The organism is Burkholderia mycopellens, assembly GCF_964265025.1.
GTDB lineage: Bacteria > Pseudomonadota > Gammaproteobacteria > Burkholderiales > Burkholderiaceae > Burkholderia.
The window spans coordinates 1,106,654-1,127,995 of record NZ_OZ183803.1; the positions used below are offsets into that span (position 1 = coordinate 1,106,654).

Annotated in this window: 24 protein-coding genes; 11 read left to right on the plus strand and 13 right to left on the minus strand. The window is 65.8% G+C overall.

Features of this window, described 5'->3' with window-relative positions:
* Positions 1 to 11: 11 nt before the first annotated feature.
* Positions 12 to 2,705, minus strand: a complete 2,694-nt coding sequence (gene aceE, locus ACPTTC_RS23290) for a pyruvate dehydrogenase (acetyl-transferring), homodimeric type (RefSeq protein WP_423394093.1) — start codon at positions 2,703 to 2,705, stop codon at positions 12 to 14.
* Between the two features lie 173 nt (positions 2,706 to 2,878).
* On the opposite strand from aceE, the gene ACPTTC_RS23295 reads away from it, so the two are divergent.
* Positions 2,879 to 3,334, plus strand: coding sequence for a MarR family winged helix-turn-helix transcriptional regulator (locus ACPTTC_RS23295; protein WP_175958480.1), 456 nt, complete (start codon positions 2,879 to 2,881; stop codon positions 3,332 to 3,334).
* Between the two features lie 136 nt (positions 3,335 to 3,470).
* Here ACPTTC_RS23295 and ACPTTC_RS23300 read toward each other — a convergent pair whose 3' ends face one another.
* Both ACPTTC_RS23300 and ACPTTC_RS23305 read right to left on the minus strand, forming a co-directional pair.
* On the minus strand, positions 3,471 to 3,722 hold the full coding sequence (locus tag ACPTTC_RS23300) for a hypothetical protein (RefSeq protein ID WP_423395764.1): 252 nt from the start codon (positions 3,720 to 3,722) through the stop codon (positions 3,471 to 3,473).
* Positions 3,686 to 4,603: a LysR family transcriptional regulator gene (locus ACPTTC_RS23305; protein WP_226195734.1), complete on the minus strand. Its 918-nt coding sequence runs from the start codon at positions 4,601 to 4,603 to the stop codon at positions 3,686 to 3,688. The genes ACPTTC_RS23300 and ACPTTC_RS23305 overlap by 37 nt, the downstream gene beginning before the upstream one ends.
* Positions 4,604 to 4,925: 322 nt before the next feature.
* Between ACPTTC_RS23305 and ACPTTC_RS23310 the strand changes: the two genes are divergently transcribed.
* From ACPTTC_RS23310 to ACPTTC_RS23320, 3 genes are all read left to right on the plus strand, one after another.
* Positions 4,926 to 6,245, plus strand: a complete 1,320-nt coding sequence (locus tag ACPTTC_RS23310; RefSeq protein ID WP_423394094.1) for an MFS transporter — start codon at positions 4,926 to 4,928, stop codon at positions 6,243 to 6,245.
* Between the two features lie 156 nt (positions 6,246 to 6,401).
* Positions 6,402 to 7,652: an MFS transporter gene (locus tag ACPTTC_RS23315; protein ID WP_423394095.1), complete on the plus strand. Its 1,251-nt coding sequence runs from the start codon at positions 6,402 to 6,404 to the stop codon at positions 7,650 to 7,652.
* A gap of 173 nt (positions 7,653 to 7,825) precedes the next feature.
* Positions 7,826 to 8,437, plus strand: a complete 612-nt coding sequence (locus ACPTTC_RS23320; protein WP_423394096.1) for a cysteine hydrolase family protein — start codon at positions 7,826 to 7,828, stop codon at positions 8,435 to 8,437.
* A gap of 19 nt (positions 8,438 to 8,456) precedes the next feature.
* Here ACPTTC_RS23320 and ACPTTC_RS23325 read toward each other — a convergent pair whose 3' ends face one another.
* Together ACPTTC_RS23325 and ACPTTC_RS23330 are read right to left on the minus strand one after the other, a co-directional pair.
* Complete coding sequence (locus ACPTTC_RS23325) at positions 8,457 to 9,275, minus strand: amidohydrolase family protein (protein WP_423395702.1); 819 nt, start codon at positions 9,273 to 9,275, stop codon at positions 8,457 to 8,459.
* 69 nt (positions 9,276 to 9,344) lie between these two features.
* A complete protein-coding gene (locus ACPTTC_RS23330) occupies positions 9,345 to 9,821 on the minus strand; it encodes a nuclear transport factor 2 family protein (protein WP_423394097.1) in 477 nt (158 codons plus the stop codon).
* Positions 9,822 to 10,103: 282 nt separating this feature from the next.
* Here ACPTTC_RS23330 and ACPTTC_RS23335 point away from each other — a divergent pair, with 282 nt between their 5' ends.
* Positions 10,104 to 10,490: a winged helix-turn-helix transcriptional regulator gene (locus tag ACPTTC_RS23335; RefSeq protein WP_226196432.1), complete on the plus strand. Its 387-nt coding sequence runs from the start codon at positions 10,104 to 10,106 to the stop codon at positions 10,488 to 10,490.
* A 509-nt stretch (positions 10,491 to 10,999) separates the two neighbouring features.
* Here the strand turns inward: ACPTTC_RS23335 and ACPTTC_RS23340 are convergent.
* Positions 11,000 to 11,374: a hypothetical protein gene (locus ACPTTC_RS23340; RefSeq protein WP_423394098.1), complete on the minus strand. Its 375-nt coding sequence runs from the start codon at positions 11,372 to 11,374 to the stop codon at positions 11,000 to 11,002.
* Positions 11,375 to 11,981: 607 nt separating this feature from the next.
* Here ACPTTC_RS23340 and ACPTTC_RS23345 point away from each other — a divergent pair.
* On the plus strand, positions 11,982 to 13,094 hold the full coding sequence (locus ACPTTC_RS23345; protein ID WP_423394099.1) for a porin: 1,113 nt from the start codon (positions 11,982 to 11,984) through the stop codon (positions 13,092 to 13,094).
* Between the two features lie 177 nt (positions 13,095 to 13,271).
* Here the strand turns inward: ACPTTC_RS23345 and ACPTTC_RS23350 are convergent, their stop codons facing one another.
* On the minus strand, positions 13,272 to 13,670 hold the full coding sequence (locus tag ACPTTC_RS23350; protein WP_423394100.1) for a GreA/GreB family elongation factor: 399 nt from the start codon (positions 13,668 to 13,670) through the stop codon (positions 13,272 to 13,274).
* Positions 13,671 to 14,191: 521 nt separating this feature from the next.
* On the opposite strand from ACPTTC_RS23350, the gene ACPTTC_RS23355 reads away from it, so the two are divergent.
* Positions 14,192 to 14,521, plus strand: a complete 330-nt coding sequence (locus tag ACPTTC_RS23355) for a DUF4148 domain-containing protein (RefSeq protein ID WP_226201543.1) — start codon at positions 14,192 to 14,194, stop codon at positions 14,519 to 14,521.
* Positions 14,522 to 14,675: 154 nt separating this feature from the next.
* Here ACPTTC_RS23355 and ACPTTC_RS23360 read toward each other — a convergent pair whose 3' ends face one another.
* Positions 14,676 to 15,137 carry a CBS domain-containing protein gene (locus ACPTTC_RS23360; protein ID WP_423394101.1) on the minus strand — a complete coding sequence of 154 codons (462 nt, stop codon included), beginning with the start codon at positions 15,135 to 15,137 and terminating at the stop codon, positions 14,676 to 14,678.
* Between the two features lie 177 nt (positions 15,138 to 15,314).
* On the opposite strand from ACPTTC_RS23360, the gene ribA reads away from it, so the two are divergent.
* Both ribA and ACPTTC_RS23370 read left to right on the plus strand, forming a co-directional pair.
* The gene (gene ribA / locus ACPTTC_RS23365) at positions 15,315 to 15,965 is read left to right on the plus strand and encodes a GTP cyclohydrolase II (RefSeq protein WP_175957737.1); all 651 of its coding nucleotides are present in this window, start codon (positions 15,315 to 15,317) and stop codon (positions 15,963 to 15,965) included.
* A 231-nt stretch (positions 15,966 to 16,196) separates the two neighbouring features.
* Entirely contained in the window at positions 16,197 to 16,619 is a 423-nt protein-coding gene (locus ACPTTC_RS23370) for a GNAT family N-acetyltransferase (protein WP_423395703.1), read from the plus strand.
* Here ACPTTC_RS23370 and ACPTTC_RS23375 read toward each other — a convergent pair.
* A complete protein-coding gene (locus ACPTTC_RS23375; RefSeq protein ID WP_423394102.1) occupies positions 16,534 to 16,920 on the minus strand; it encodes a VOC family protein in 387 nt (128 codons plus the stop codon). The genes ACPTTC_RS23370 and ACPTTC_RS23375 overlap by 86 nt on opposite strands.
* 312 nt (positions 16,921 to 17,232) lie before the next feature.
* Here ACPTTC_RS23375 and ACPTTC_RS23380 point away from each other — a divergent pair, with 312 nt between their 5' ends.
* Complete coding sequence (locus ACPTTC_RS23380; protein WP_423394103.1) at positions 17,233 to 17,523, plus strand: hypothetical protein; 291 nt, start codon at positions 17,233 to 17,235, stop codon at positions 17,521 to 17,523.
* Positions 17,524 to 17,696: 173 nt separating this feature from the next.
* Here the strand turns inward: ACPTTC_RS23380 and ACPTTC_RS23385 are convergent, their stop codons facing one another.
* The 3 genes from ACPTTC_RS23385 to ACPTTC_RS23395 form a co-directional block, all read right to left on the minus strand.
* Positions 17,697 to 18,461 (minus strand): hypothetical protein, encoded by a 765-nt coding sequence (locus tag ACPTTC_RS23385; protein WP_423394104.1) that lies wholly within the window; start codon positions 18,459 to 18,461, stop codon positions 17,697 to 17,699.
* 51 nt (positions 18,462 to 18,512) lie between these two features.
* Positions 18,513 to 19,121 (minus strand): acyl-homoserine-lactone synthase, encoded by a 609-nt coding sequence (locus tag ACPTTC_RS23390; RefSeq protein WP_226201538.1) that lies wholly within the window; start codon positions 19,119 to 19,121, stop codon positions 18,513 to 18,515.
* Between the two features lie 214 nt (positions 19,122 to 19,335).
* Positions 19,336 to 19,779: a DUF4902 domain-containing protein gene (locus ACPTTC_RS23395; protein WP_423394105.1), complete on the minus strand. Its 444-nt coding sequence runs from the start codon at positions 19,777 to 19,779 to the stop codon at positions 19,336 to 19,338.
* A gap of 73 nt (positions 19,780 to 19,852) precedes the next feature.
* Here ACPTTC_RS23395 and ACPTTC_RS23400 point away from each other — a divergent pair, with 73 nt between their 5' ends.
* Complete coding sequence (locus tag ACPTTC_RS23400; protein WP_423394106.1) at positions 19,853 to 20,572, plus strand: autoinducer binding domain-containing protein; 720 nt, start codon at positions 19,853 to 19,855, stop codon at positions 20,570 to 20,572.
* 46 nt (positions 20,573 to 20,618) lie between these two features.
* Here the strand turns inward: ACPTTC_RS23400 and ACPTTC_RS23405 are convergent, their stop codons facing one another.
* The gene (locus ACPTTC_RS23405) at positions 20,619 to 21,326 is read right to left on the minus strand and encodes an MgtC/SapB family protein (RefSeq protein WP_175957749.1); all 708 of its coding nucleotides are present in this window, start codon (positions 21,324 to 21,326) and stop codon (positions 20,619 to 20,621) included.
* Positions 21,327 to 21,342: the final 16 nt, after the last annotated feature.

Consider the following 21,342-nt stretch of genomic DNA (forward strand, 5'->3'; position numbering starts at 1 on the left):
GCGCCGCCCGACTACACGCTGGCCGGATCGACCTTGTCGATGTCGATGCCGTAGCGCCGGATCGCTTCGCCTGCCCTGGCAAGCGGTATTGCGCCGTCGTCGGCGAGCGCCTTCAGCGCCGCGATCACGATGAAGTGCCGATCGACCTCGAAGAACGCGCGCAGCGCGTCGCGCGTATCGGAGCGGCCGAAGCCGTCGGTGCCGAGAGACACGAAGCGCCGGCCGTCGACGAACGCGCGGATCTGGTCGCCGACGATCTTCATGTAGTCGGTCGCCACCACCACCGGGCCCGTGCGGCCGGCGAGGCATTGCTGCACGTACGGCACGCGCGGCGCCTGCTCGGGATGCAGCAGGTTCCAGCGTTCCGCGGCAAGCCCGTCGCGGCGCAGCTCGTTCAGGCTCGTCGCGCTCCACACGTCGCTCGACACGCCGAAGTCCTGCGCGAGCAGGTCGCTCGCGGCGAGCACTTCGCGCAGGATCGCGCCGCTGCCCATCAGCTGCACGTGCGGCACGTGCGGCGTATCCGCCGCGCGCGAGGCATCTTCGCGCAGCAGGTAGAGCCCCTTGAGAATGCCGGCTTCCGCACCGTCCGGCAGGGCCGGATGCGGATAGTTCTCGTTGAGCAGCGTGATGTAGTAGTAGACATCCTCCTGCTCCGCGAACATCCGCCGCAGGCCGTCGCGCACGATCACTGCGAGTTCGTACGCATAGGTCGGGTCGTACGACACGCAGTTCGGAATCACCGACGACAGCACGTGGCTGTGCCCGTCGTCGTGCTGGAGCCCTTCGCCCATCAGCGTCGTGCGGCCCGACGTCGCGCCGAGCAGGAAGCCGCGCGTACGCGCGTCGCCGGCCGCCCACGCGAGATCGCCGACGCGTTGCAGCCCGAACATCGAATAAAAGATGTAGAACGGGATCGACGGCAGCCCATGATTGCTGTACGCGGTGCCGGCCGCGATCCACGACGCGATCGCGCCCGATTCGTTGATGCCTTCCTGCAGGATCTGCCCGTCCTTCGCTTCCTTGTAGTAGCTGAGCTGGCCTGCGTCCTGCGGTGTATAGAGCTGGCCGAGATGCGAATGGATGCCGATCTGGCGGAACAGGCCCTCCATCCCGAACGTGCGCGATTCGTCCGGTACGATCGGCACGACGAGCTTGCCGAGTGCCGGATCCTTCAGCAGCGTGCCGAGGATGCGCACGAACGCCATCGTCGTCGACAGCCCGCGCTCGCCGCTGGCCTTGAGCTGCGCGTCGAACGCGGCGAGCGGCGGCACCGGCAGCGGCGCCACCTGGCTGAAGCGAGCCGGCACGTGGCCGCCGAGCGCCGCGCGGCGTTCCGCGAAGTAGCGCGCCTCGGCACTGCCCGGCTCCGGCTTGAGGTAGGGCAGTTCGTCGAGCTGCGCATCGCTGACCGGCAACGCGAAGCGGTCGCGGAACGCGCGTACGGCATCCGCGCTCATCTTCTTCAACTGGTGGTTCACGTTCTGGCCTTCGCCGGCTTCGCCCATCCCGAAGCCCTTGACCGTTTTCGCGAGCACGACGGTCGGCCGTCCTTCCGCGCGCACCGCCTGTGCATAGGCTGCATGGACCTTTTCCGGGTCGTGGCCGCCGCGCGCCAGTTTCCAGATGTCGTCGTCGGACAGGTCGGCGACGAGTTCGAGCAGTTCGGGATACTTGCCGAAGAAATGCTCGCGCACGTACGCGCCGCTCTGCGACTTGAAGGTCTGGTAGTCGCCGTCGACGCATTCCATCATGCGCTGGCGCAGCAGGCCCGTCGTGTCGCGTTCGAGCAGACGATCCCAGCCGCTGCCCCAGATCACCTTGATGACGTTCCAGCCCGCCGCACGGAACGTGCCTTCGAGTTCCTGGATGACCTTGCCGTTGCCGCGCACGGGGCCGTCGAGGCGCTGCAGGTTGCAGTTGACGACGAAGATCAGGTTGTCGAGCCGTTCGCGCCCGGCGAGCGAGATCGCGGCGAGCGATTCGGGCTGATCCATTTCACCGTCGCCGAGAAATGCCCAGACCTTGCGGCCCTGATGCGCTTTCAGCCCGCGATATTCGAGGTAGCGCATGAAGCGCGCCTGATACGCGGCCGTGAGCGGCCCGAGCCCCATCGACACGGTGGGGAATTGCCAGAAATCGGGCATCAGCCGCGGGTGCGGATACGACGACAGCCCGTCGCGTCCCGCTTCGCGGCCGGTCTCGCGGCGGAAGTTGTCGAGCTGCGCGTCCGTGATGCGGCCTTCCAGGTACGCGCGGCCGTAGATGCCGGGCGCCGAATGGCCCTGGATGTAGACCATGTCGCCGTCGAAGGTGTCGGTGCGGCCGCGGAAGAAGTGGTCGAAGCCGACGTCGTATAGCACCGCGGCCGACTGGTAGGTCGCGATGTGCCCGCCGACGTTCGAATGCCGGCCGGCGCGCAGCACCATCACCATCGCGTTCCAGCGGATCATCGCGTTCAGGCGCCGTTCGAGCGCGAGATCGCCCGGATAGGCCGGTTGCCGTTCACGCGGTACCGTGTTCACGTACGCGGTCGTCACGCGGCCGTGCAGGTCGCCGTGACGTGCCGCGTCGAGGTCGGAAAGCTGGTCGAGCAGGTAGTGCGCGCGCGGGCGGCCCTCGAGCGCGATCACGGATTCGAGCGCATCGAGCCATTCGCGGGTTTCCTGCGGGTCGATGTCGGGTAGCGCGAGAGGTGCGGTCATGCAATGTCTCCAGAAGCATAAGGCTGCGCGGGGCGACGGTCGTGGCGCCGCGTCGCGCGACGGAACGCCCGCCGATCGGCGGGCTGATGGTTGCAATTGCAATCGTGTGAGGGCAATTGTTATCGAGGTAGAATTTAATTGCAACTGCAATTCAATGAGAGGAACGACCTGACATGAGCGCACCCGAACCCGATCTGTGGTTTTCGTTTGTCCGCGCGCACCGGACGATGATTCGCGAGATCGAGCGCCGCCTTGCGGCGGCCGGCCTGCCGGCCTATGCGTGGTACGACGCGTTGTGGGGGCTCGAAAGCGGGCCCGACGGCACGCGCCGCATGCACGAACTGGCCGATGTACTCGCGATCGAGCGCTACAACCTCACGCGGCTCGTCGACCGGCTCGAACAGGAGGGGCTCGTCACGCGCGCCCGTTCGGCGGACGACGGCCGCGCCGCGTACGCGAGCATCACCGACAAGGGGCGAACGCTGCGCAAGAAGATGTGGAAGGTGTACCAGTCGACGGTTGCGGAACTCTTTCTCGACCAGTTCACCGGCAAGGAGCAGGCGGCGATGGCCGCCGCGCTCGACCGTGCGGCCGCCGCGGCGCGCGACGCGTCGGCCGACGCGAGGTAGCGGCGGAGGGCGCGCGCTGACGTCGCATCGCCCGCGCCGCGCGGATGGCGCGGGCGCCGGCCTTCGTCATCTCGCGCACCGCGAACTTGCTCGATACGTATGCGCTGCCGCCCGCAACGCCTTCCATTCCGGCCGTCTACGACACGTCGACGATCGAGCCGCCGCCCGCCGCCTTCAGCGCGCCAAGCGCCGATTTCATGCCGAGCCAGCAGCCGACCTGGTTCACGTCGATCACCTTGCGACAGTCGTCGAGCGAACATGCTTCGATCGGCACGAGCTTCAGGTTCGAACGATGCAGGTGCGCGAGGCGGAACGGAGAGGGCGCGCGCTGCCGGCCGCGCGATCCGGGCGTTACCGCACGTTCGGCCCCTTGACGGTCAGCCGGCACACGGTCGCGAGTGCGAGCAGGTTCGGGTCGCGTTCGCGCCGGTGGAGGAAGCTCAATCCGATCGTCTGGCGGATCGTGGGCCCGGCGAGCGGCACGAGCGCGATCTTGTGCGCGAACAGGTCGCGCACGCGGCCGGGCAGCAGCGAACAGCCGACCCCGCCCGACACGAGGTTGATCAGCGAGAAGATGTCGCCCACCCGCATCACGACGTTCGGCGTGACGCCGGCCGCGCGAAACGCTTCCGTGAAGCCGTGATGCGTCGCGAAACCTTCGCCGAGCGACACGAACGGTGCGTCGCCGCACGAGCACAGGTCGATGGCGTCGTGCCGCGCGTATGGCGAGTCGATCGGCGCGGCGAAGAACATCTCGTCCTCGAACAGCGCGATCGATTCGATTTCGGCGTCCGGTTCGGGCAGCGCCATCAGCGTCGCATCGATCGCGCCTTGCCGGAGCTTGTCGAGCAGGTCGGCGTTCGAGCCGAGCACGAGCTCGGCTTGCAGCTCGGGGCGGCGCGCCTTCAGCGCGATCACGACTTCGGGCACAGTGCGGATCGTCAACGAGTAGAGCGAACCGATCTTCAACTGGCCGGCGCCGTAGCCGGCCGCCTCGCGCGTCGAGCGGATCCCGTCCGTCATCGTCTTGAGCACTTCGCCCGCGACTTCGGCGAGCACCTGCGCGGCGTCGGTCGGAATCAGGTTCCGCCCCTCGTGGCGAAACAGCGCGCAGTGCATCCCTTCCTCGAGCGTGTGCAGCGCGCGGTGCACGCTGACCGTGCTGACGCCCAGCGCCTCGGCGGCCTTCGCGAGGCTGCCGGCCTCCATGAAGGCGAGCAGCACCTCGAGCTTGCGGAACGTGATTTCTTCGTTGATGCGGTTGCGCATGGTACGGCCGACGGGAAGGGCGGCCGACGATTCTGCCGCAGAACCGGGACCGCAACAATGCGCGAATTTCCGGGTTTTTCGCATGCAGAAGCGCGGTGGAGAGACATTTAATCTCCGGCTAATCATCTGCCGCGGGCATTAATTGATGCGGTTTTTTGGCGTCCCTATGATCGTTTCACGCTGGTCGTGCGTGCGGCCGAGAGGTTTCGACGGTGCGTGCCTGTCGCGCACCGGCCGGCGATCCGAACCGCCGGTTCGCCCATGCCCGCCACGGAATGCGGGACGCATGCGGTGCGGCGCCATGAGACTGCAGGAGAAAAGCATGCGCGACTCACGTCGGAACTCGCGGCATCGGCAGGTGGTTGCCGCTGTCGTCGGCAACACCCTCGAGTGGTACGACTTCATCGTATACGGTTTCTTCTCCGGCATCATCGCGCGGCTGTTCTTTCCCGCCGAGAGCCAGTACGCGTCGCTGCTGATGTCGCTCGCGACCTTCGGCGTCGGCTTCTTCATGCGCCCGGTGGGTGGCATCCTGCTCGGGCTCTATGCGGACCGCAAGGGCCGCAAGGCCGCGATGCAGCTCATCATCTTCCTGATGACGCTGTCGATCGCGCTGATCACGTTCGCGCCGTCGTACGCGGCGATCGGCCCCGCGGCGCCGGTCCTGATCGTCGTTGCGCGGCTGCTGCAGGGCTTCGCGACCGGCGGCGAATACGCGAGCGCGACCGCGTTCCTCGTGGAAAGCGCGCCGGAGAACCGGCGCGGGCTGTACGGATCGTGGCAACTGATCGGCCAGTGTCTCGCGGTGTTCTCGGGCGCCGCGATGGGCGCGTGGGCCACGCAGTCGCTGTCGGAGGCGGCGCTGCATAGCTGGGGATGGCGCGTGCCGTTCGCGCTCGGGCTGCTGATCGGGCCGGTCGGTCTGTGGATCCGCCGACACATGGAGGAGACCGAGGCGTTCCTCGACGCGAGCAAGTCGACCGTCGAGCCTCCGGCGAGCGTGTCGGGCGTGCTGCGCGACAACCTGCGCGGCGTGCTGGTGTCGATGGGGCAGACGATCACCGGCACGGCTGTGTTCTACGTGATGCTCGTGAACATGCCAACGTTCGTGCACAAGACCTTCGGGCTGCCGCTCGACCAGGTATTCAAGGTGCAGATGGCGGCGGTTGCGCTGCTGACGGTGACGATCCCGGTCGCGGCGCTCGTGTCCGACCGTATCGGCCGGCGGCCCGTGCTGATCGCCGGTTCGCTGGCACTGCTGACGGTCACGTATCCGCTGTTCACGTGGCTGGCTGCTGCGCCGGGCATCGGGCGCTTGCTCGCGATGCAGCTCGTGATCTGCACAATCATCGGCATCTGCTACGGGCCTGCGCCGACTACGCTCGCCGAGCAGTTCGCGACGCGTTCGCGCTCGACCGGCATCGCGCTTGCCTACAACGTCGCGGTGATGGTGTTCGGCGGCTTCGCGCCGTTCATCGTCACGTGGCTGACGCACGCGAGCGGGTCGCCGGTCGCACCTGCGTGGTACGTGCTGTTCGCGGCATCGTTCGGGCTGCTCGCGAGCGTGTTCATGCACGACGGCGCACCGTGCGTGCTCGCACGCCGGCAGTTTCTCCAGGGCGAGCCGGCGAGCGCCAAGTAGCGGCCGTGTCCTGCCGCCCGCACCGGCGAGCCATCGGCGCGCGTGGCACGCAGGGTATCGGCCCCGCCGATGCTTAGCATCGCGGCCGGCGGCCTACCGCGGTCGCCGGCCGGTCGTTACGCTTGGGCGATCATCCACTCTGTCCGGAAGGTCGCCATGTCCCGGCTCGACTACAAGCTGCTCGGCCCCTGCCTGCTCGCCATCGCGATCGACGCGATGGGGTTCGGGCTCGTCTATCCAATGATGTCCGCGATTTTCAGCGATCCGCACGCGGGCATCCTGCCGGTCGACGCCGGCGCGCATGCGCGCAATTTCTACCTTGGCCTCGGCTACGGGATCTACCCGTTGTGCATGTTCTTCGGCTCGTCGCTGATGGGCGACCTGTCCGATCGCTACGGCCGCCGCAGGATCCTGCTGCTGTGCGTGCTCGGCCTCGCGGCCGGCTACGCGATGATGGCGGCCGGCGCATGGCACGCGAGCGTCGCGCTGCTGCTGGCCGGGCGTGGGCTCACCGGGCTGATGGCCGGCTGCCAGGGCATCGCGCAGGCGGCGATCACGGACGTGAGCACGCCGGAGAACAAGGCATACAACATGAGCATCATGTCGCTCGCGTTCAGCGCGGGCGTGATCGTCGGCCCGGTGCTCGGCGGCGTCACGTCCGACCGCACGATTTCGCCGCTGTTCGACTACGGCACGCCGTTCGTGCTGGTCGCCGCGCTGTCGCTGGCCTGCGCGTTCTGGACCTGGGCGTCGTATCGCGACTCGACGGCACCGCGCGGCGACACGCGCATCGATCCGCTGCTGCCGCTGCGGATCATCGGGGAGGCCGCGCGCCAGCGCAACGTCGCGTTCCTGTCGGTCGTGTTCTTCCTGATGCAGGTCGGCTACGGGCTCTACCTGCAGACCATCATGCTGCTGCTGCAGGCGAAGTTCGGCTACACGAGCGCGCGGCTCGGGCTGTTCAGCGGCGTGATCGGCCTCTGCTTCGTGTTCGGCCTGCTGGTTGTCGTGCGGCGGATGCTGCGCGTGTGGCGCGTGGTCGACATCGCGAAGACGGGCCTGCTCGTCGCGGGCGTCGGCCAGGTGCTGTCCGCGCTGTTCCCGCACGAGCCCGTACTGTGGGCGCTCGCGATGGTCGTCGGCTGCTTCGACATGGTTGCATATACGACGATGTATACGGCGTTCTCCGACGCGGTCAGTGAGGACCGGCAAGGCTGGGCGCTCGGCGTCGCGGGCTCGGTGATGGCCGTCGCGTGGGTCGTCACGGGCGCGCTCACGAACCTGCTGCCCGTGTTCGGTGAGATCGGCCTGCTGCTGATCGGCGGCGCGGGCTTCCTGCTCAGCTTCGCGATGATGGTCGCGTACGGCCGCACGCAGCCGGGTGCTCGAACGGCCGTGCTGTCGTAGGCGGTTTGCATGTTGGCCCGATCCTGTCGGACGTTGTCCCGCGGGCCGCTGTCGCGCCAGGCCGCGCGGCCTGACACTGGCGTCTCTCGGCCGGACAGCATTCCGGCCGCGTCCGGCGGCGCCGGCAGGCCCGGCGCGCCGTTTCTTCGATATGCCAACCAAGAGGGCGACCCATGCAACATCCGACCATCCGTACCCTGGCGGGCGCGACCGCGCCGACATCGATCGCCGCCGCCCGCACCGCGCTGCTGGTGATCGATTTCCAGAATGAATACTTCGGCGGCCGCCTGCCGATTCCGGAGGGGCCGCGTGCGCTGGGCAATGCGCAGCGCGTGATCGCGTTCGCCGACCGCGCAGGCATGCCGGTGTTTCACGTCCAGCACGTCGATACGGCCGACAGCCCGATCTTCGCCGACGGCAGCGACGGCTTCCGTTTTCACGCGGACCTGCAGCCGGCGGCGCATCACACGGTGGTGAAAAAGACGTCGGTAAGCGTGTTCCCGACGACGGACATCGATGCGCGCCTGAAGGCGGCCGGGATCGACACGCTGATCGTCACGGGCCTGATGACGCATGCATGCGTCGCCGGCGCGGCACGCGATGCGGTGCCGCTCGGCTACGCGGTGATCGTCGTCGACGACGCATGCGCGACGCGCGACCTCGACATCGCGGACGGCGGCACGGTGTCGCACCGCGACCTCCATCGCGCGACGCTGGCCGCGTTGTCGGACACGTTCGGCGATGTGCTGACGACCGACCAGGTGCTGGCGCTCGCCGTCGCCTGACGGCAGCCGGGTTCGTGCTTCAGTCGGCCCAGCCCGGCGCGGCGTACACGACTTCGCCGCGGAAGCACGTCTCGATCGCGCGGGTTTGCGCGAACGTCTCGACCGGGTGCGCGAACGGATTGCGGTCGAGGATCGCGAAGCTCGCGTCCTTGCCCGCTTCGAGCGAACCCGTGCAGTCGTCGAAGCGCAGCGCATACGCGGTGTTGACCGTATAGGCCTCGAGCATCGTGAGCAGGTCGAGGCGTTCGTGCGGATTCCACGGCGGGCTCTCGGGCTGGTCGACCAGCAGGTGCGTGACGCCCGTCTGGATGATCTGCATCGGGTCCATCGTGCTGACCGACCAGTCGGAGCCGGCCGCGAGCATCGCCCCTGCGTTGCGCAGGCTGCGGAACGGATAGTTGCGCGCGGTGCGCTCGGCGCCGAGCAGGTCGCGATAGAGCTGCTGCTGCTCCTCGCGCGCGGCCGTCCAGAGCGTCTGGACGCTGGCGATCGCGCCGAGCCGGTTGAAGCGGCTCATGTCGGCCGGGTCGACGAGCTGCAGGTGTGCGAGCTGCGCGCGCCGGTCGCGCATGCCGTTGCGGATCTGGACGTATTGGCCACGATCCTCCGGCGGCTCCTCGTCGGTCACGCACCACGCGAACAGTCCGGCCCGGTTCGTCATGCCGAGCTTCGCGAGCGCGCGCCCGAGACAGGTGCGCACGCTGCTGGGCTTGAGCGCTAGGGTATCGGCGATCTGCGGGACGGGCTGGCCTTGCAGCACCGTGCGGCATACGAGCCGTTCGCGCTGCGACAGCGCCGCGCCGCTGGCCGACAGGCGCTGTTCGAACCGCTGCAGCAGCGCGCCGTCGTCCGAGCGTTCGTTGACGGAGGGTGCGCATCGTTGCGCACCACGTGCCGGCTGCGCGCGTCAGAACATCGTGTTCGCGTTCGCGGACTTTTCCGGTACCGGCTGGATCACGTCCCAGTGTTCGACGATCTTGCCGTCCTTGACGCGGAAGATGTCGACCACCGCTTCGCCGCGATCGCCCGGTCGCTCGGTCGCATGCACGTGCAGGTAGACGAGGTCGCCGTCGGTTGCGCTGCGCACGATGCGTGCGCGCGATGCCGGGTTTTTCTGGAACGCGCCGACGAAGTACGACACGAACGGCTTCTTGCCGTCCGGTACGTGCGGGTTGTGCTGCTTGTAGTCGTCCGCGACGACAACGGCGGCCTCGACGGCTTCGTGCTTGTTGAAGAAGCGGTCGTAGAACGTCAGCACGAGCTGGCGGTTGGCTTCTTCGGCGGCCAGGTCGCGCGTGGCCGGGCCGGTGGCCAGTGCGGCCGTCGATGCGGCCAGCAGGACGAGCGCGGCAACGGCGCGAACGGGGGAGCGGAGCGATGACATGTAGCGGGTCCTTGTCTGACGAAGCGTGGGTTGGTGCGCGATGCGCGACAGCGGGTCGAGCCTGCTGCGGCGATCGGCGATCACGGCGCGTGGTTGCGGATACACGAGCCTGGTCGAAGCGAGGCCGCGGGCCGTCGTCATGCTTCGTTGAACTGGCGAATCCACGCGGCTGTCGGGCCGATCGAATGGTACAGTTGCCGCGAACCCGTCACAAGAAGTCAGCGCGGTGTGAACAGGTCACACCGCGCTGACCATGCGTTGCCCTTGAAAGAGAATCCAGTCATGTCGTTCCCGCCCGCAGACGAACCCGTCGAACTCGATCAGCCATGCCCGATTCGCGATGTGCTCGACCGCATTGGCGACCAGTGGAGCCTGCTCGTGCTCGAGGCGTTGTCCGGCGGGACGATGCGTTTCAACGAACTCGGCCGGACGATCGGCGATGTGTCGAACCAGATGCTGTCGCGCACGCTCAAGCGCCTCGAGCAGGACGGCTTCGTCAGTCGTACGCTGTTCGCAGAAGTGCCGCCGCGTGTCGAATATGCGCTGACCGACCTCGGGCGTTCGTTCCTGACGCCGATGCAGGCGATGATCCGGTGGGCCGACGAACATCATCGCGCGATCTGCGCCGCGCGACGTCGTGCACGGGACCTGGAGGGCGGCGGACGCTGAACGGGGCGCTTGCGCCATCTCGTCGATGGGCGTCGTGGTGCGGATCGGGCGCGACGCGACGAGGCGTGGAATGGAATGGCACGGCTGCATTCGCGTCACCGTTGAATGATTTCGTTATCCGAATGATCGTGTCGGGTTGAGAGGGGCGCCGATGTTGCGGTGCGCTCTATTCGTCCCGCATGCGGCGACGCGCTGGCGGTGCTCCGTTTGCAAGGGCATGCGCGGGGACGACCGAAACGGCAGTCTTCCGCCGCATGGCGCACGACTTGCGACGGGTGCGGCAGGATCCAGACGAGATGAGGTGGTGCGCCGCAGATCGGCGGGCATGTCGATGGTCGACGTGCGTGACCGGATACCTCGCCAGCGGTTTGGGCGCCGGCATCGGGGCGGGGTGGGGCGGGATTCGCGGAGATGCTTGCCAGGCACCGTGAGGTCGGGGCCGAACGGCGCGGATTCGCCCGCGCCGCCCGGCTCCGGGCCTGCCCTCGGCCGGGCCGCCGGGGGGCTGCCTATCGCCACGTACCGTCGACGTAGATCCACGCCTGTCCCTGGCGGCGCCAGTAGCCGGGCACCCACCGGCGCCCGGGACGCCGTGCGACCCAGCGGCCGGGCACCCATATATAGCGGCCCCGCTGCCAGCGCCAATAGCCGTCCGTCCATATATAGCCGTGCGGCCGTGGCGGCGGCGGGCGGCGGTCGTGCCGGGCGGCTGGCGGTGCGAAGCCCGGGCGGTCCGGATAGGGCGGGCCGCCAGGCACGCGATTCGGGCCGGACGGGCGGTACGCGGGCGGCGCGGGCTGGGCCGAGGCAGCGCGGAGCCAGCCGCCGGTGCCGACGAAGGCGGCGGTCAATCCGATGGCGCGTAACAACGAGCGTCGATTCATGGCGTGTCCTGTTCTGTATTCGAGGCTGCCTTACATTAGCCTGGCAGTCGGCCGGCCGGGTTACGCGAGCGGTTAAGGCTGTTACCGCGTGTCACGGCAGGCGGGCGAGCTGTCGGCAGGTGGAGAACGGCCTTTCTAATATGGGTGGCTGACGGGCGGATGTGACCCGCTGAACGAATGACGCACCTGTTTACTGGCTGAAGCATGCGTTTTAGGTGCCCGGTGCCTGAAATCTGAGGTCGAGGTGGGTAAAATTTGCCGATTCCGGGGGCGCGTCGAATCCGTTTGTTGTTTCTATGCAACCGTCAAGACGATGACATGAAAGAATGGTGCGATGAAAGCCTCCAAAAAGCCCCTGTCAAGAAGCCAAAAACCAGCGTCAAAACAAATACTTATAACGCGGCCCCATTTCTATTATTTCTAGTTCTGGAAAAGCTTATTTCTTTATTTGCGGATCGCTCCCCTAGGGTACACCCCTAAACTCACGGTTCCCAAACGGGCAACTATCCGGGCGCGGCCAGCAGGATCGATGGCGCTCCCGGGCGGTTGCAGACCGTTTATGAACAAGGTCGCGAGACCTGCCTCTTTTTAGAAGGGAGCTCCACGAATGAACAAGACTCTGATCGTTGCAGCAGCTGCAGCATCGTTTGCTACCGTCGCTCACGCACAAAGCAGCGTCACGCTGTACGGCGTGCTGGACGCAGGCATCACCTACCAAAGCAACGTCCAAAACGCAGCTGGCCAAGGCAAGTCGCTGTGGTCGATGGGTTCGGGCATTGACCAGAGCCGTTTCGGTCTGCGTGGTTCGGAAGACCTCGGTGGCGGCCTGAAGGCAATCTTCACGTTGGAAAGCGGCTTTGGCATCGGTAACGGCAAGTTCGCAAACGGCGGCAACAACACGATTTTCAACCGCCAAGCATTTGTCGGTCTGTCGAGCCAGTACGGCACGGTTACGCTGGGCAAGCAGTATGACTCCGTTCAAGACTACCTGGCTCCGCTGACCGCAACGGGCACGTGGGGTGGTACGTACTTCGCTCACCCGTTCAACAACGACAACCTGAGCACGAACGGCGGCTACTCGAACAACAACTCGATCAAGTTCGCAAGCGCGAACTACGCTGGCCTGCAATTCGGCGGCACGTACTCGTTCTCGAACGACACGAACTTCGGCAACAACCGTGCATACAGCGGCGGCGTGTCGTACCAGTACCAAGGCCTGAAGCTGGGTGCAGCGTACTCGCAAGCTAACAACCCGAACGCAACGTCGTCGGGCGCAGTTGTGTCGAACAACGCACTGTTCAACGGCCAAGGCCGCCTGCGCACGTACGGCGCAGCAGCAGCATACGCATTCGGCCCGGCGCAAGTTGGTGCAGCGTGGACGCAATCGCGTGTTGACAACCAAGCTAACGGCGCTGGCACGTTCCGCGCTGACAACTACGAAGTCAACGCAAAGTACAACCTGACGCCGGCTCTCGGCCTGGGTGCTGCTTACACGTACACGAGCGCAAAGGTTGACGGCAGCAGCGCGCACTGGAACCAGTTCGGCCTGCAAGCTGACTACTCGCTGTCGAAGCGCACGGACGTGTACGCACAAGCTGTGTACCAACGCGCATCGAAGAATGCTGGCGGCGCGTCGATCTACAACGGCGACCCGACGACGGCATCGAGCTCGTCGATCAACCAAACCGCAGCAACGGTTGGTCTGCGTCACCGCTTCTAAGCGTGACGGCGGGGTAACCCGCTTCGCAGCATCAAAAAAAGGCGCCTTCGGGCGCCTTTTTTTCGTCTGCGGAACGTGATGTCGGCGATACACATCGTCCGGACGCAAAAAAGCGAGGCTTGTGCCTCGCTTTTTTGCATTGTGCGCCACAGCGGCGCGGTGCCGCCGCTGGGTGGTTCAGCGCGTGTATTCGCCGTTGGCTTCCGGCTGGAACACGATCGCGGCGACCTTCATCAGCTTTTCGGCGCCGCTCGGCTGCATCACCTTGACCATCTGGCCGCGCTGCGTACCCAGCAGCGCCATGCCGACGGGCGAGAAGACGTTCAGGCGGCCGAGCTCGAGATTGGCGGCGTCCGGATAAACAATCGTCCAGGTGGCTTGTTCCTGGGTCGCTTCGTCGAGCAACGTGATCTGCGAGTTCATCGTGACGACGTTCGCCTTGATGGCATCGGGCTGGACGATGTCGGCGCGCTCGAGCAGCGCATCGAGCATCGTCTGGAAGCGCGGGTTGTGTTCGGCGTGCTTCTCGAGGCGAGCAACGTCGAGTTCGGTCAACTGGTAAAGGCGTGGTTTCATGGAAGTTCTCCAAATGATCGGCAGGGGCAGGCGTGGCATGCCTATGGGGATCGCCCGGAGCCTGTCTGACCTGGCTCCGAGAGGAGACCGAGCCGTCAGATCAGGCGCCGGGCAGGGGCGAGCGGCGCCTGGGCCGTGCGTCGAGCGAGGGGATGCGCCGGATGACCGGCGTACGCGCGCACGCCGGCCGGGCCGGACGGGCCGGACGGCGAAACCGAGAGGGGCGTGAGCGCGTACATGGTGGATGGAAGGTCGACTGACGAATAAAACCTTACGATTCTACAACACAACCTTCGGGATATGTGATTTGGCTGTTGGCAATTCGTCAGCGATTGTTGTGCAGGTGAAGCAAGTTACAGCGATATCGTCCGGGATATGTCGACGATTTTTGTCAAAATCGCAACGCTGTATGTTCAAACTAAGGGTTTCCCCTCGGAATGGTGAGAACTACACTGCATTCATTCGCTTCAGACAGTCCTGCCGAGGCGACGTCATAAGAGAACATATTCCGGAGGTAAATCATGAAGTCGATCATCTACGCAGCCATCGCCGCATCCGTCCTTGCTACCCCGATCGCATCGTTTGCACAGTCCGACCAGGGGCTGACCCGCGACCAGGTCAAGGCCGAACTCGTGCAACTCGAACAGAACGGCTACAAGCCGCTGGCGAGCGATTCGCAGTATCCGGACAACATCCAGGCCGCCGAACAACGCATTCAACCGAACCAACCGATGCTCGCGCAAGCCGATACGAGCGGCTACGGCGCCGTGGCAACGGGTGCCGGCCAAGCGGGCCGTCGCATGACGCGGGAAGCAGCGAATCCCGTGAACTCGGTCTACTTCGGCAACTGAACGCCCCCGGGTCTGCCCGCGCGCACCGCTTAATCGACGAGACGCGCACCAGTTGTGCGCGTCATTCGCCCGCAGGAGCAGAACCTCCGTCGCCGCATTCCGGCGGCTTTCCGCCCAGACGCTCGCGCGTTTGGGCCTTTTTTGCTGGAGCCGGTCAGGTGGACGTGACCGCGGGCGTGCCGTGGATATAGTGTTCGAGCTGGCTGATCGTGAATTGCTGATCGGCGATCACGCTCTTCACGAGGTCGCCGATCGAGATGAGGCCGACCAGCTTGCCGCCGTCGAGGACGGGAAGGTGGCGCATCCGGTGCTCGGTCATCAGCGCCATGCACTCGTCGGTGGACTGTGACGGTTCGACGTAGCGTACCTTCGCCGTCATGATTTCCTCGACGCGGGTGGCTTTCGACGAGCGGTCCTGCAGGACGACCTTGCGCGCGTAGTCGCGCTCGGTGACGATGCCCGCGATGTCGTCGCCGTCCACGACCAGCAACGCACCGATGCCTTTTTCCGCCATCAGCTTGATGGCGTCATAGACGAGATCGTTTTTCGTGACGGTGTAGACGGTGCGGCCCGAATCCGGCTTGGCCTTGAGAAGCTGCGCGACAGTCGTGCTCATTCGCTTTCTCCGTGTGCAGGTCGATGCTGGGCAGGCAGGACGTGATGCTTGTCACCCGATGGGCCCAGTATAGCCGCGCAGGTGGCGGCAGTCGCGTGACGATTCCAGATTAGCGGTAAACTCCGGTCACGCACTATCCACACAACTCCTACATTCCTGAACGTTTCGATTGAATTCATGATGTCTTCGCGTCCCCAATCGCCCGCGCCGGGCAATGGCCAGGCCGACGAGTGCGTGACGCTCGTCGCCACCGCGTCGCTGCCCACGCGCTACGGTACGTTCACGTCGTACGCTTTCCGCGTATCCGGCAGCGATGCCGAACATCTCGCGCTCGTGATGGGCGACGTCGCCGGCGAGCAGTCCGTGCTGACGCGCCTTCATTCCGAATGCCTGACCGGTGACGTGTTCGGCTCGTACCGTTGCGACTGCGGCGAGCAGCTCGATCTCGCATTGCGCTACATCGCGGCCGAAGGCCGCGGCGTGCTGCTGTATCTGCGCGGCCATGAAGGGCGCGGGATCGGCCTGAGCAACAAGATCCGTGCGTACGCGCTTCAGGAGCAGGGGCGTGACACCGTCGAGGCGAACCTCGACCTCGGCCTGCCCGACGACGCCCGCGAATACGACTCGGCCGCCGCGATCCTCCGGATCCTCGGCGTGACGTCGGTGCGGCTGATGAGCAACAACCCGGCGAAGTTCGACACGCTGGCGAAGCATGGCATTCCCGTCTGCGAGCGCGTGGCGCTTGCGGTGCCCGTGCGCGAGGAAAACGAGCGTTATATCCGCACGAAGCAGACGAAGTTCGGGCATTACTTCGAGGAAAACGAGTAATCGCCACGAGCGCGCCGGCGCCCGTTTCTCGTCTCCTGTTCCCTGGATCGTCGCCGGCAGAAGCGGCGGTCCCGATTTCTCCTTCGTCCGTTCCACTTTCGGGTTTGCGATGGCGCTCGCGTTACGCCGCCTGAACGATCCGTCTCCCGCATGTCCACACCGTCGAAGATCGAAACCGAGCGACTGACGCTGCGTCGCTGGCAGCCGACGGATGCAGGTGCGCTGTCGGCGATGCACGCGGATCCGGCTGTAGTCGCATGGCTCGCGCGCGGCCCGATGTCCGTTGACGAGGCGAGCGACGTCATCGCGCATTTCGATGCACACGGCTTCGGCCCGTGGGCGCTCGAGCGTCGCGCCGATGCGATGTTGATCGGGGTGTGCGGCCTGTCGCACGAAGTGCGTGCAACGCATCCGATGGCGCCGTGCGTCGAGATCGTGTGGCGGCAGGCGCGTCCCGCCTGGGGGCACGGCTACGTTGCCGGAAGGGCATGCGCTGCGCCGGCACGTCGCGTATGCCGCCCGCGCCGCCGGTCTGGCCGGCGCGTAACGGCTCACGCGTGTTCGTCTGTCAGCGCCACGTGCCGTTCTGCAGCACGATCCGGTAGCCGTCGGCATCCTCGAAAGTCTGGCCGGATATTTCCCAGTACGGATTGAACGACGTCACCGGCATGAAGCCATGTTCCGTGGCGCGCGCGCAGGCGGCTTCCCATTCCGGCCGATCGGACAGGTAGAACACGATCAGGTCTTCGGGCGTTGGCGACGGCGCGATCGGATGGTCGGGGCAGTGCGTGAATTCGAAGTGATAGTCGAGGCCCTCGCGTCCGAGCATCACGCCGGAAAAGCCGTCGTGATCTTCAAAGCGCGCAAGAACGGACAGGTCGAGAGCGTCGCGATACATGCGCTCGGTGCGGGCGAGGTTGCTGACCGGGCGGGCAATGCGCAGATGGGCGTGCAAGATGGCCTCGGGGGCGAGTGGCGGGCCGGTCAATGATAAGCCGGCCGATCGATCCGGCTTGCGCGAGGCGAACGGATCGCGCCTCGGCGCATGTTCATCGTATTGAACGATATGGGCTCGTTTTGGCCAAACGTTCGGCCAAACGAATCGAACCGCCGTACCTCGCTCGCGAAAGAAAAAACATGACGCTTCCGATCAAATGCGCGCACCCCGTTGCAGCGGGTGCTGGTCCGGACGACCTTCGACGTCCTGCTTTTGCCTCGGCCTGCCGATCGATGGGCCGACGTGCATATCCCCGACGAGCGGCCTCAAATGAGTAACCCCGATCTCCGTCGGCCGGTTACCGGCCCTTATCGCCAGTCGCGATGGGCGGGCGCGCTTGAGGTTGCCTTTGGATGGGTGGCCAAGGGAACGATGGTGCTGGCCGGACTCGCTATGGTCGCGTTGATGGCCCTGACGGGCGATGTGAGTGCGCTGACTGACCTGCCAACGACCAAAAAGGGCTGGTTGTACCTGCTGCTGGCAATGATCGGGGCGGTGGCGCTGATATTTGCGGTGCACCACTACTGGCCGCGGCCGCCTGGTGCGCGCCCGGCAGGTTAGGCGGGGCGGAACGGGATGTGTCCCCGCAATTCGCGCAGGCAAGAAAAAGCCCGCTACATTGAGCGGGCTGAATCCATGTTTGGAGACATGGAGGAGACAGCTGAAAATTTAAGGGAAAACCCGAGTCATGGCAAGCCCTAGTTGTATCGATACAACTTCCTGTTGCGCCGCATTCACATGCCGCCAGCCCGCGCGTGGGCCGCAAATGCGCTGAAGCGCTCCTGTGCGACCGGTAATGCGTACTTGTCGCGCATCTCCGTCTCGATCCATGCACAGGCCTCGCGCGCGCAGTCGGTCAGCGCGTGCCGCGTGGCATGGCCATCGATGTCGTAGACGAAACGCACACCGACCTCGTCGTCGGCCACCTGTCGCTCGAGCTGGTTGAGCTGCAGTTGCGGCCCATGCTGTTGCGACAGCGCACGCAATTCGTCGAAGTGATATTCGAGCCAGTCGGCAAAGAACAGCGCGTCGCTGTGGCACGGCAGCCGGAAGGCCGTGCTGCGTGACGGGCGCGGCACGGCTTCGCTGGCCGACGCGTGCGACTCGCCGTCGGTGGCGATGGACGTGTCGACGGGCGCGAGCGGTTGCCGAATCCGGCGGTAGGGCTCGCGATCGCGCAGCGCATGCCACAGCAATTCGTCGCCGGCGGCGCCGGACGGCTGCATCGTCAGGTCATGCCGGCCTTCGTCGGCCGGCGTGATGTCGCGGATCACGAGGCGCAGCGAGCAAAGTGGTTCGTCAGCGGCCAGCAGCGTCGCCGCGCGCGGCAACCCGCAGACGAGCGGCACGGCGCCGGCGGCACGGAACACGAGGCCGCGACGGTCCAGCCGTACGAGCGGCAACGGCCGCGGAAACGACGGGTAGGCGACCGTGATGCGGGCGCCGCTGGCGCTCGTCAACCCGGGCATCATCGCGCGAAAGACCTGAGACTGGTCCACGTTGATTCTCCTTCGTTACGATGCCGCCCGGACAGAAACGCGCGTTTCGGTTCAGGCCGCGATGGCTTGCCGGGCAGCCAGCCCCGGCTCGATTCCTAGTGCAGCAAACGTTTGCGGATCGATGTCGATCCAACACGCGACCACCAGACGCCCGTCTACCTGTTTCGGCGGGCCTGCGCGGTGCGCGTGTATGCCGATCCGTCGGAACAGCCGCTCCATGCTCGCGAACGTCACGCCGATCAACTGCCGTGCGCCAAGCTGCGCCGCGCATTCGACGACGGCCGCGAGCATCGGGCGCACGGCCCATTCGGCATTGCCCGGCCCGCCTTCGTCGTCGGTTGCCGCGAACCGGGACAGCTCCCAGACGGCGGCCGATTGCGGCAGCGGCATGTCTTCGGCGATCAGGTCGGCGAACAGCGACTTCAGCAGATACGGGCGCGTCGTCGGCAGCAGGCGCGCACATCCGCACATGTCGCCGCTGGCGTTTCGCGCGAACACGTACACGGTATCGTCGCGATCGAACTGGTCGCGCTCGAAGCTTTCGTTCGCCGACGGAAGCGCCCATCCAAGCTGCTCGACGAACACTCTGCGCCGATAGCGCCCGAGATCCGCTGCAAGTTCGTGTGGCAACCGCCCTTCCTCGTGAACGAAGGTCCGCATGGTGTCCTCGGATCTGTGCTTTTGTATGCACGCATTACATCGCGCAGCACGAGGGGGCTGTAACTGGTAACTCTTACAGGGTGCCGTTGGAAAGACGTCGTTTAGGACGTGGTAACGGTTTCTTGATCAACGGGATTGAAAACCGTGCGGCTTTTGCTTATAAAGAGCGCCAGCATCGTGGAAATTGTCCGATGAATAGATGCACAGCCAGTTGTCACTGGAGCGTCGGACCGGCATGATAGGCGTCGTCGTGCCCGAGCAGGGCCGACGCGACCGCGGCGGGCCAGTCGATGCACGCGAGTCGGGCGGCGAGCGCGGCGGCTGTGCGGAACATGCCGATGTCGGCGCCCGTGGCGTCGATGGCCATCACGTTGCTGCGGACGTCGCCGCCCGCGATCACGAACGTGCCCGTCGCGCGTTCGAGATACCAGTCCCAGCCGATCGTCACGTAAGCGACGCCGGCACTGGCCGGGCGATGCCATTCGGTATAGCCGGCAAGGCGTGCGTCGATTGCGCTGTCGCGCAATTCCGCAAGCAGCGATGCGTCGAGGCCGCTTGCGACATGGTCGAGCGCAAGCACGGCCAGTGCGCCTTCTGACAGGCGTACGTAGCCGTCCGGGGACGGGCCGGAGACTGGGTGCAGCAAAGGTGAAGTCATGCGCGGAATGTATCAGCCTCGAACGGGGGCTGGAACCTGACAAGTATGACAGCGTGACGTTGTCGGAGAATGAATGGAACTGCGCTGGCAGGATGCCTATCAACAATTCAGCGCCGCGGAAGACGAGCAGCAGCTCTTCCAGCGGATTGCCGCCTATTCCAAACGGCTGGGATTCGAATACTGCTGTTACGGCATTCGCGTCCCGCTGCCTGTTTCGAAGCCGGCGGTCGCGATCTTCAATACCTATCCGGACGGCTGGATGGCGCATTACCAGGCGCAGAACTACATCGAGATCGACTCGACGGTTCGCGACGGCGCGCTCAGCACCAACATGATCGTCTGGCCGGACGTCGACCGGATCGCCCCGTGCCCGCTGTGGCAGGACGCGCGTGATTTCGGGTTGTCGGTGGGTGTGGCGCAGTCGAGCTGGGCGGCCCGCGGCGCGTTCGGCCTGCTGAGCATCGCCCGCCATGCCGACCGGCTGACGCCGGCCGAAATCAACATGCTGACGCTGCAGACGAACTGGCTCGCGAACCTGTCGCACTCGCTGATGAGCCGCTTCATGGTGCCGAAGCTGTCGCCGGCGGCGGGCGTCACGCTGACCGCGCGCGAGCGCGAGGTGCTGTGCTGGACGGCCGAGGGCAAGACCGCGTGCGAAATCGGCCAGATCCTCAGCATCTCGGAGCGAACGGTCAACTTCCACGTCAACAACATCCTCGAGAAGCTGGGCGCGACGAACAAGGTCCAGGCGGTCGTCAAGGCAATCTCGGCCGGGCTGATCGAGACGCCCTGACAGGGAGTGAGGGCGGCAGCGCGACAGGTTGCTGCCGCCAGGCGGCTCACTCCATCATCGGCTCTGCTTCCTTCGCGGTCCAGCTCACGCTGGAAATACTCTTCTCCATGCTCATCCGGCTCGCGATCTGCTCGAGCTTCTGCTGATCCTTCGGATGCAGCTTCAGTGTCGCGGTCACCTTCAGCCGGTCCGGCTGGTCGGGCACGTCCTCGCTCGTGAGGCTCTGGAACGACAGCGGCTTCGCATACATCGAGTTCGACAGCAGCGTGCGGATGTGCACCTCGTCGGAGGTCAGGCAGATCACGGTGATCTGGTATTCGCGCACGAGATCGGCGTTCGATACCGGCGTCGCGTTGATCGCCTGGCTGACGCCGCGCAGCACCGTATTGGTGAGCAGCACGACACCCGTGCCGGCAAGTGCGGGCACGAAATGGCCGGAGCCCGACAGCACGCCGACGGCGGCCGAGCACCACAGTGTCGCGGCGGTGTTGATGCCCTGGATCGAGCCCTTGTCGCGCATGATCACGCCGCCGCCGAGAAAGCCGACGCCCGACACGACATAGGCGGCGATTTGCGTGACGCCGGCGACGCCATTGCCGGTCAGCACGCCGAGCGTGACGAACAGGCATGCGCCGCTCGCGACGAGTGTGATGGTGCGCAGGCCGGCTGTGCGCTGGCGCATCTGGCGCTCTAGGCCGATGGCGACGCCGCAGGCGAACGCGGTGAAAAGACGGAGTGCGAAATCGAAAGTCATGGTTGTCCTGCCGTGC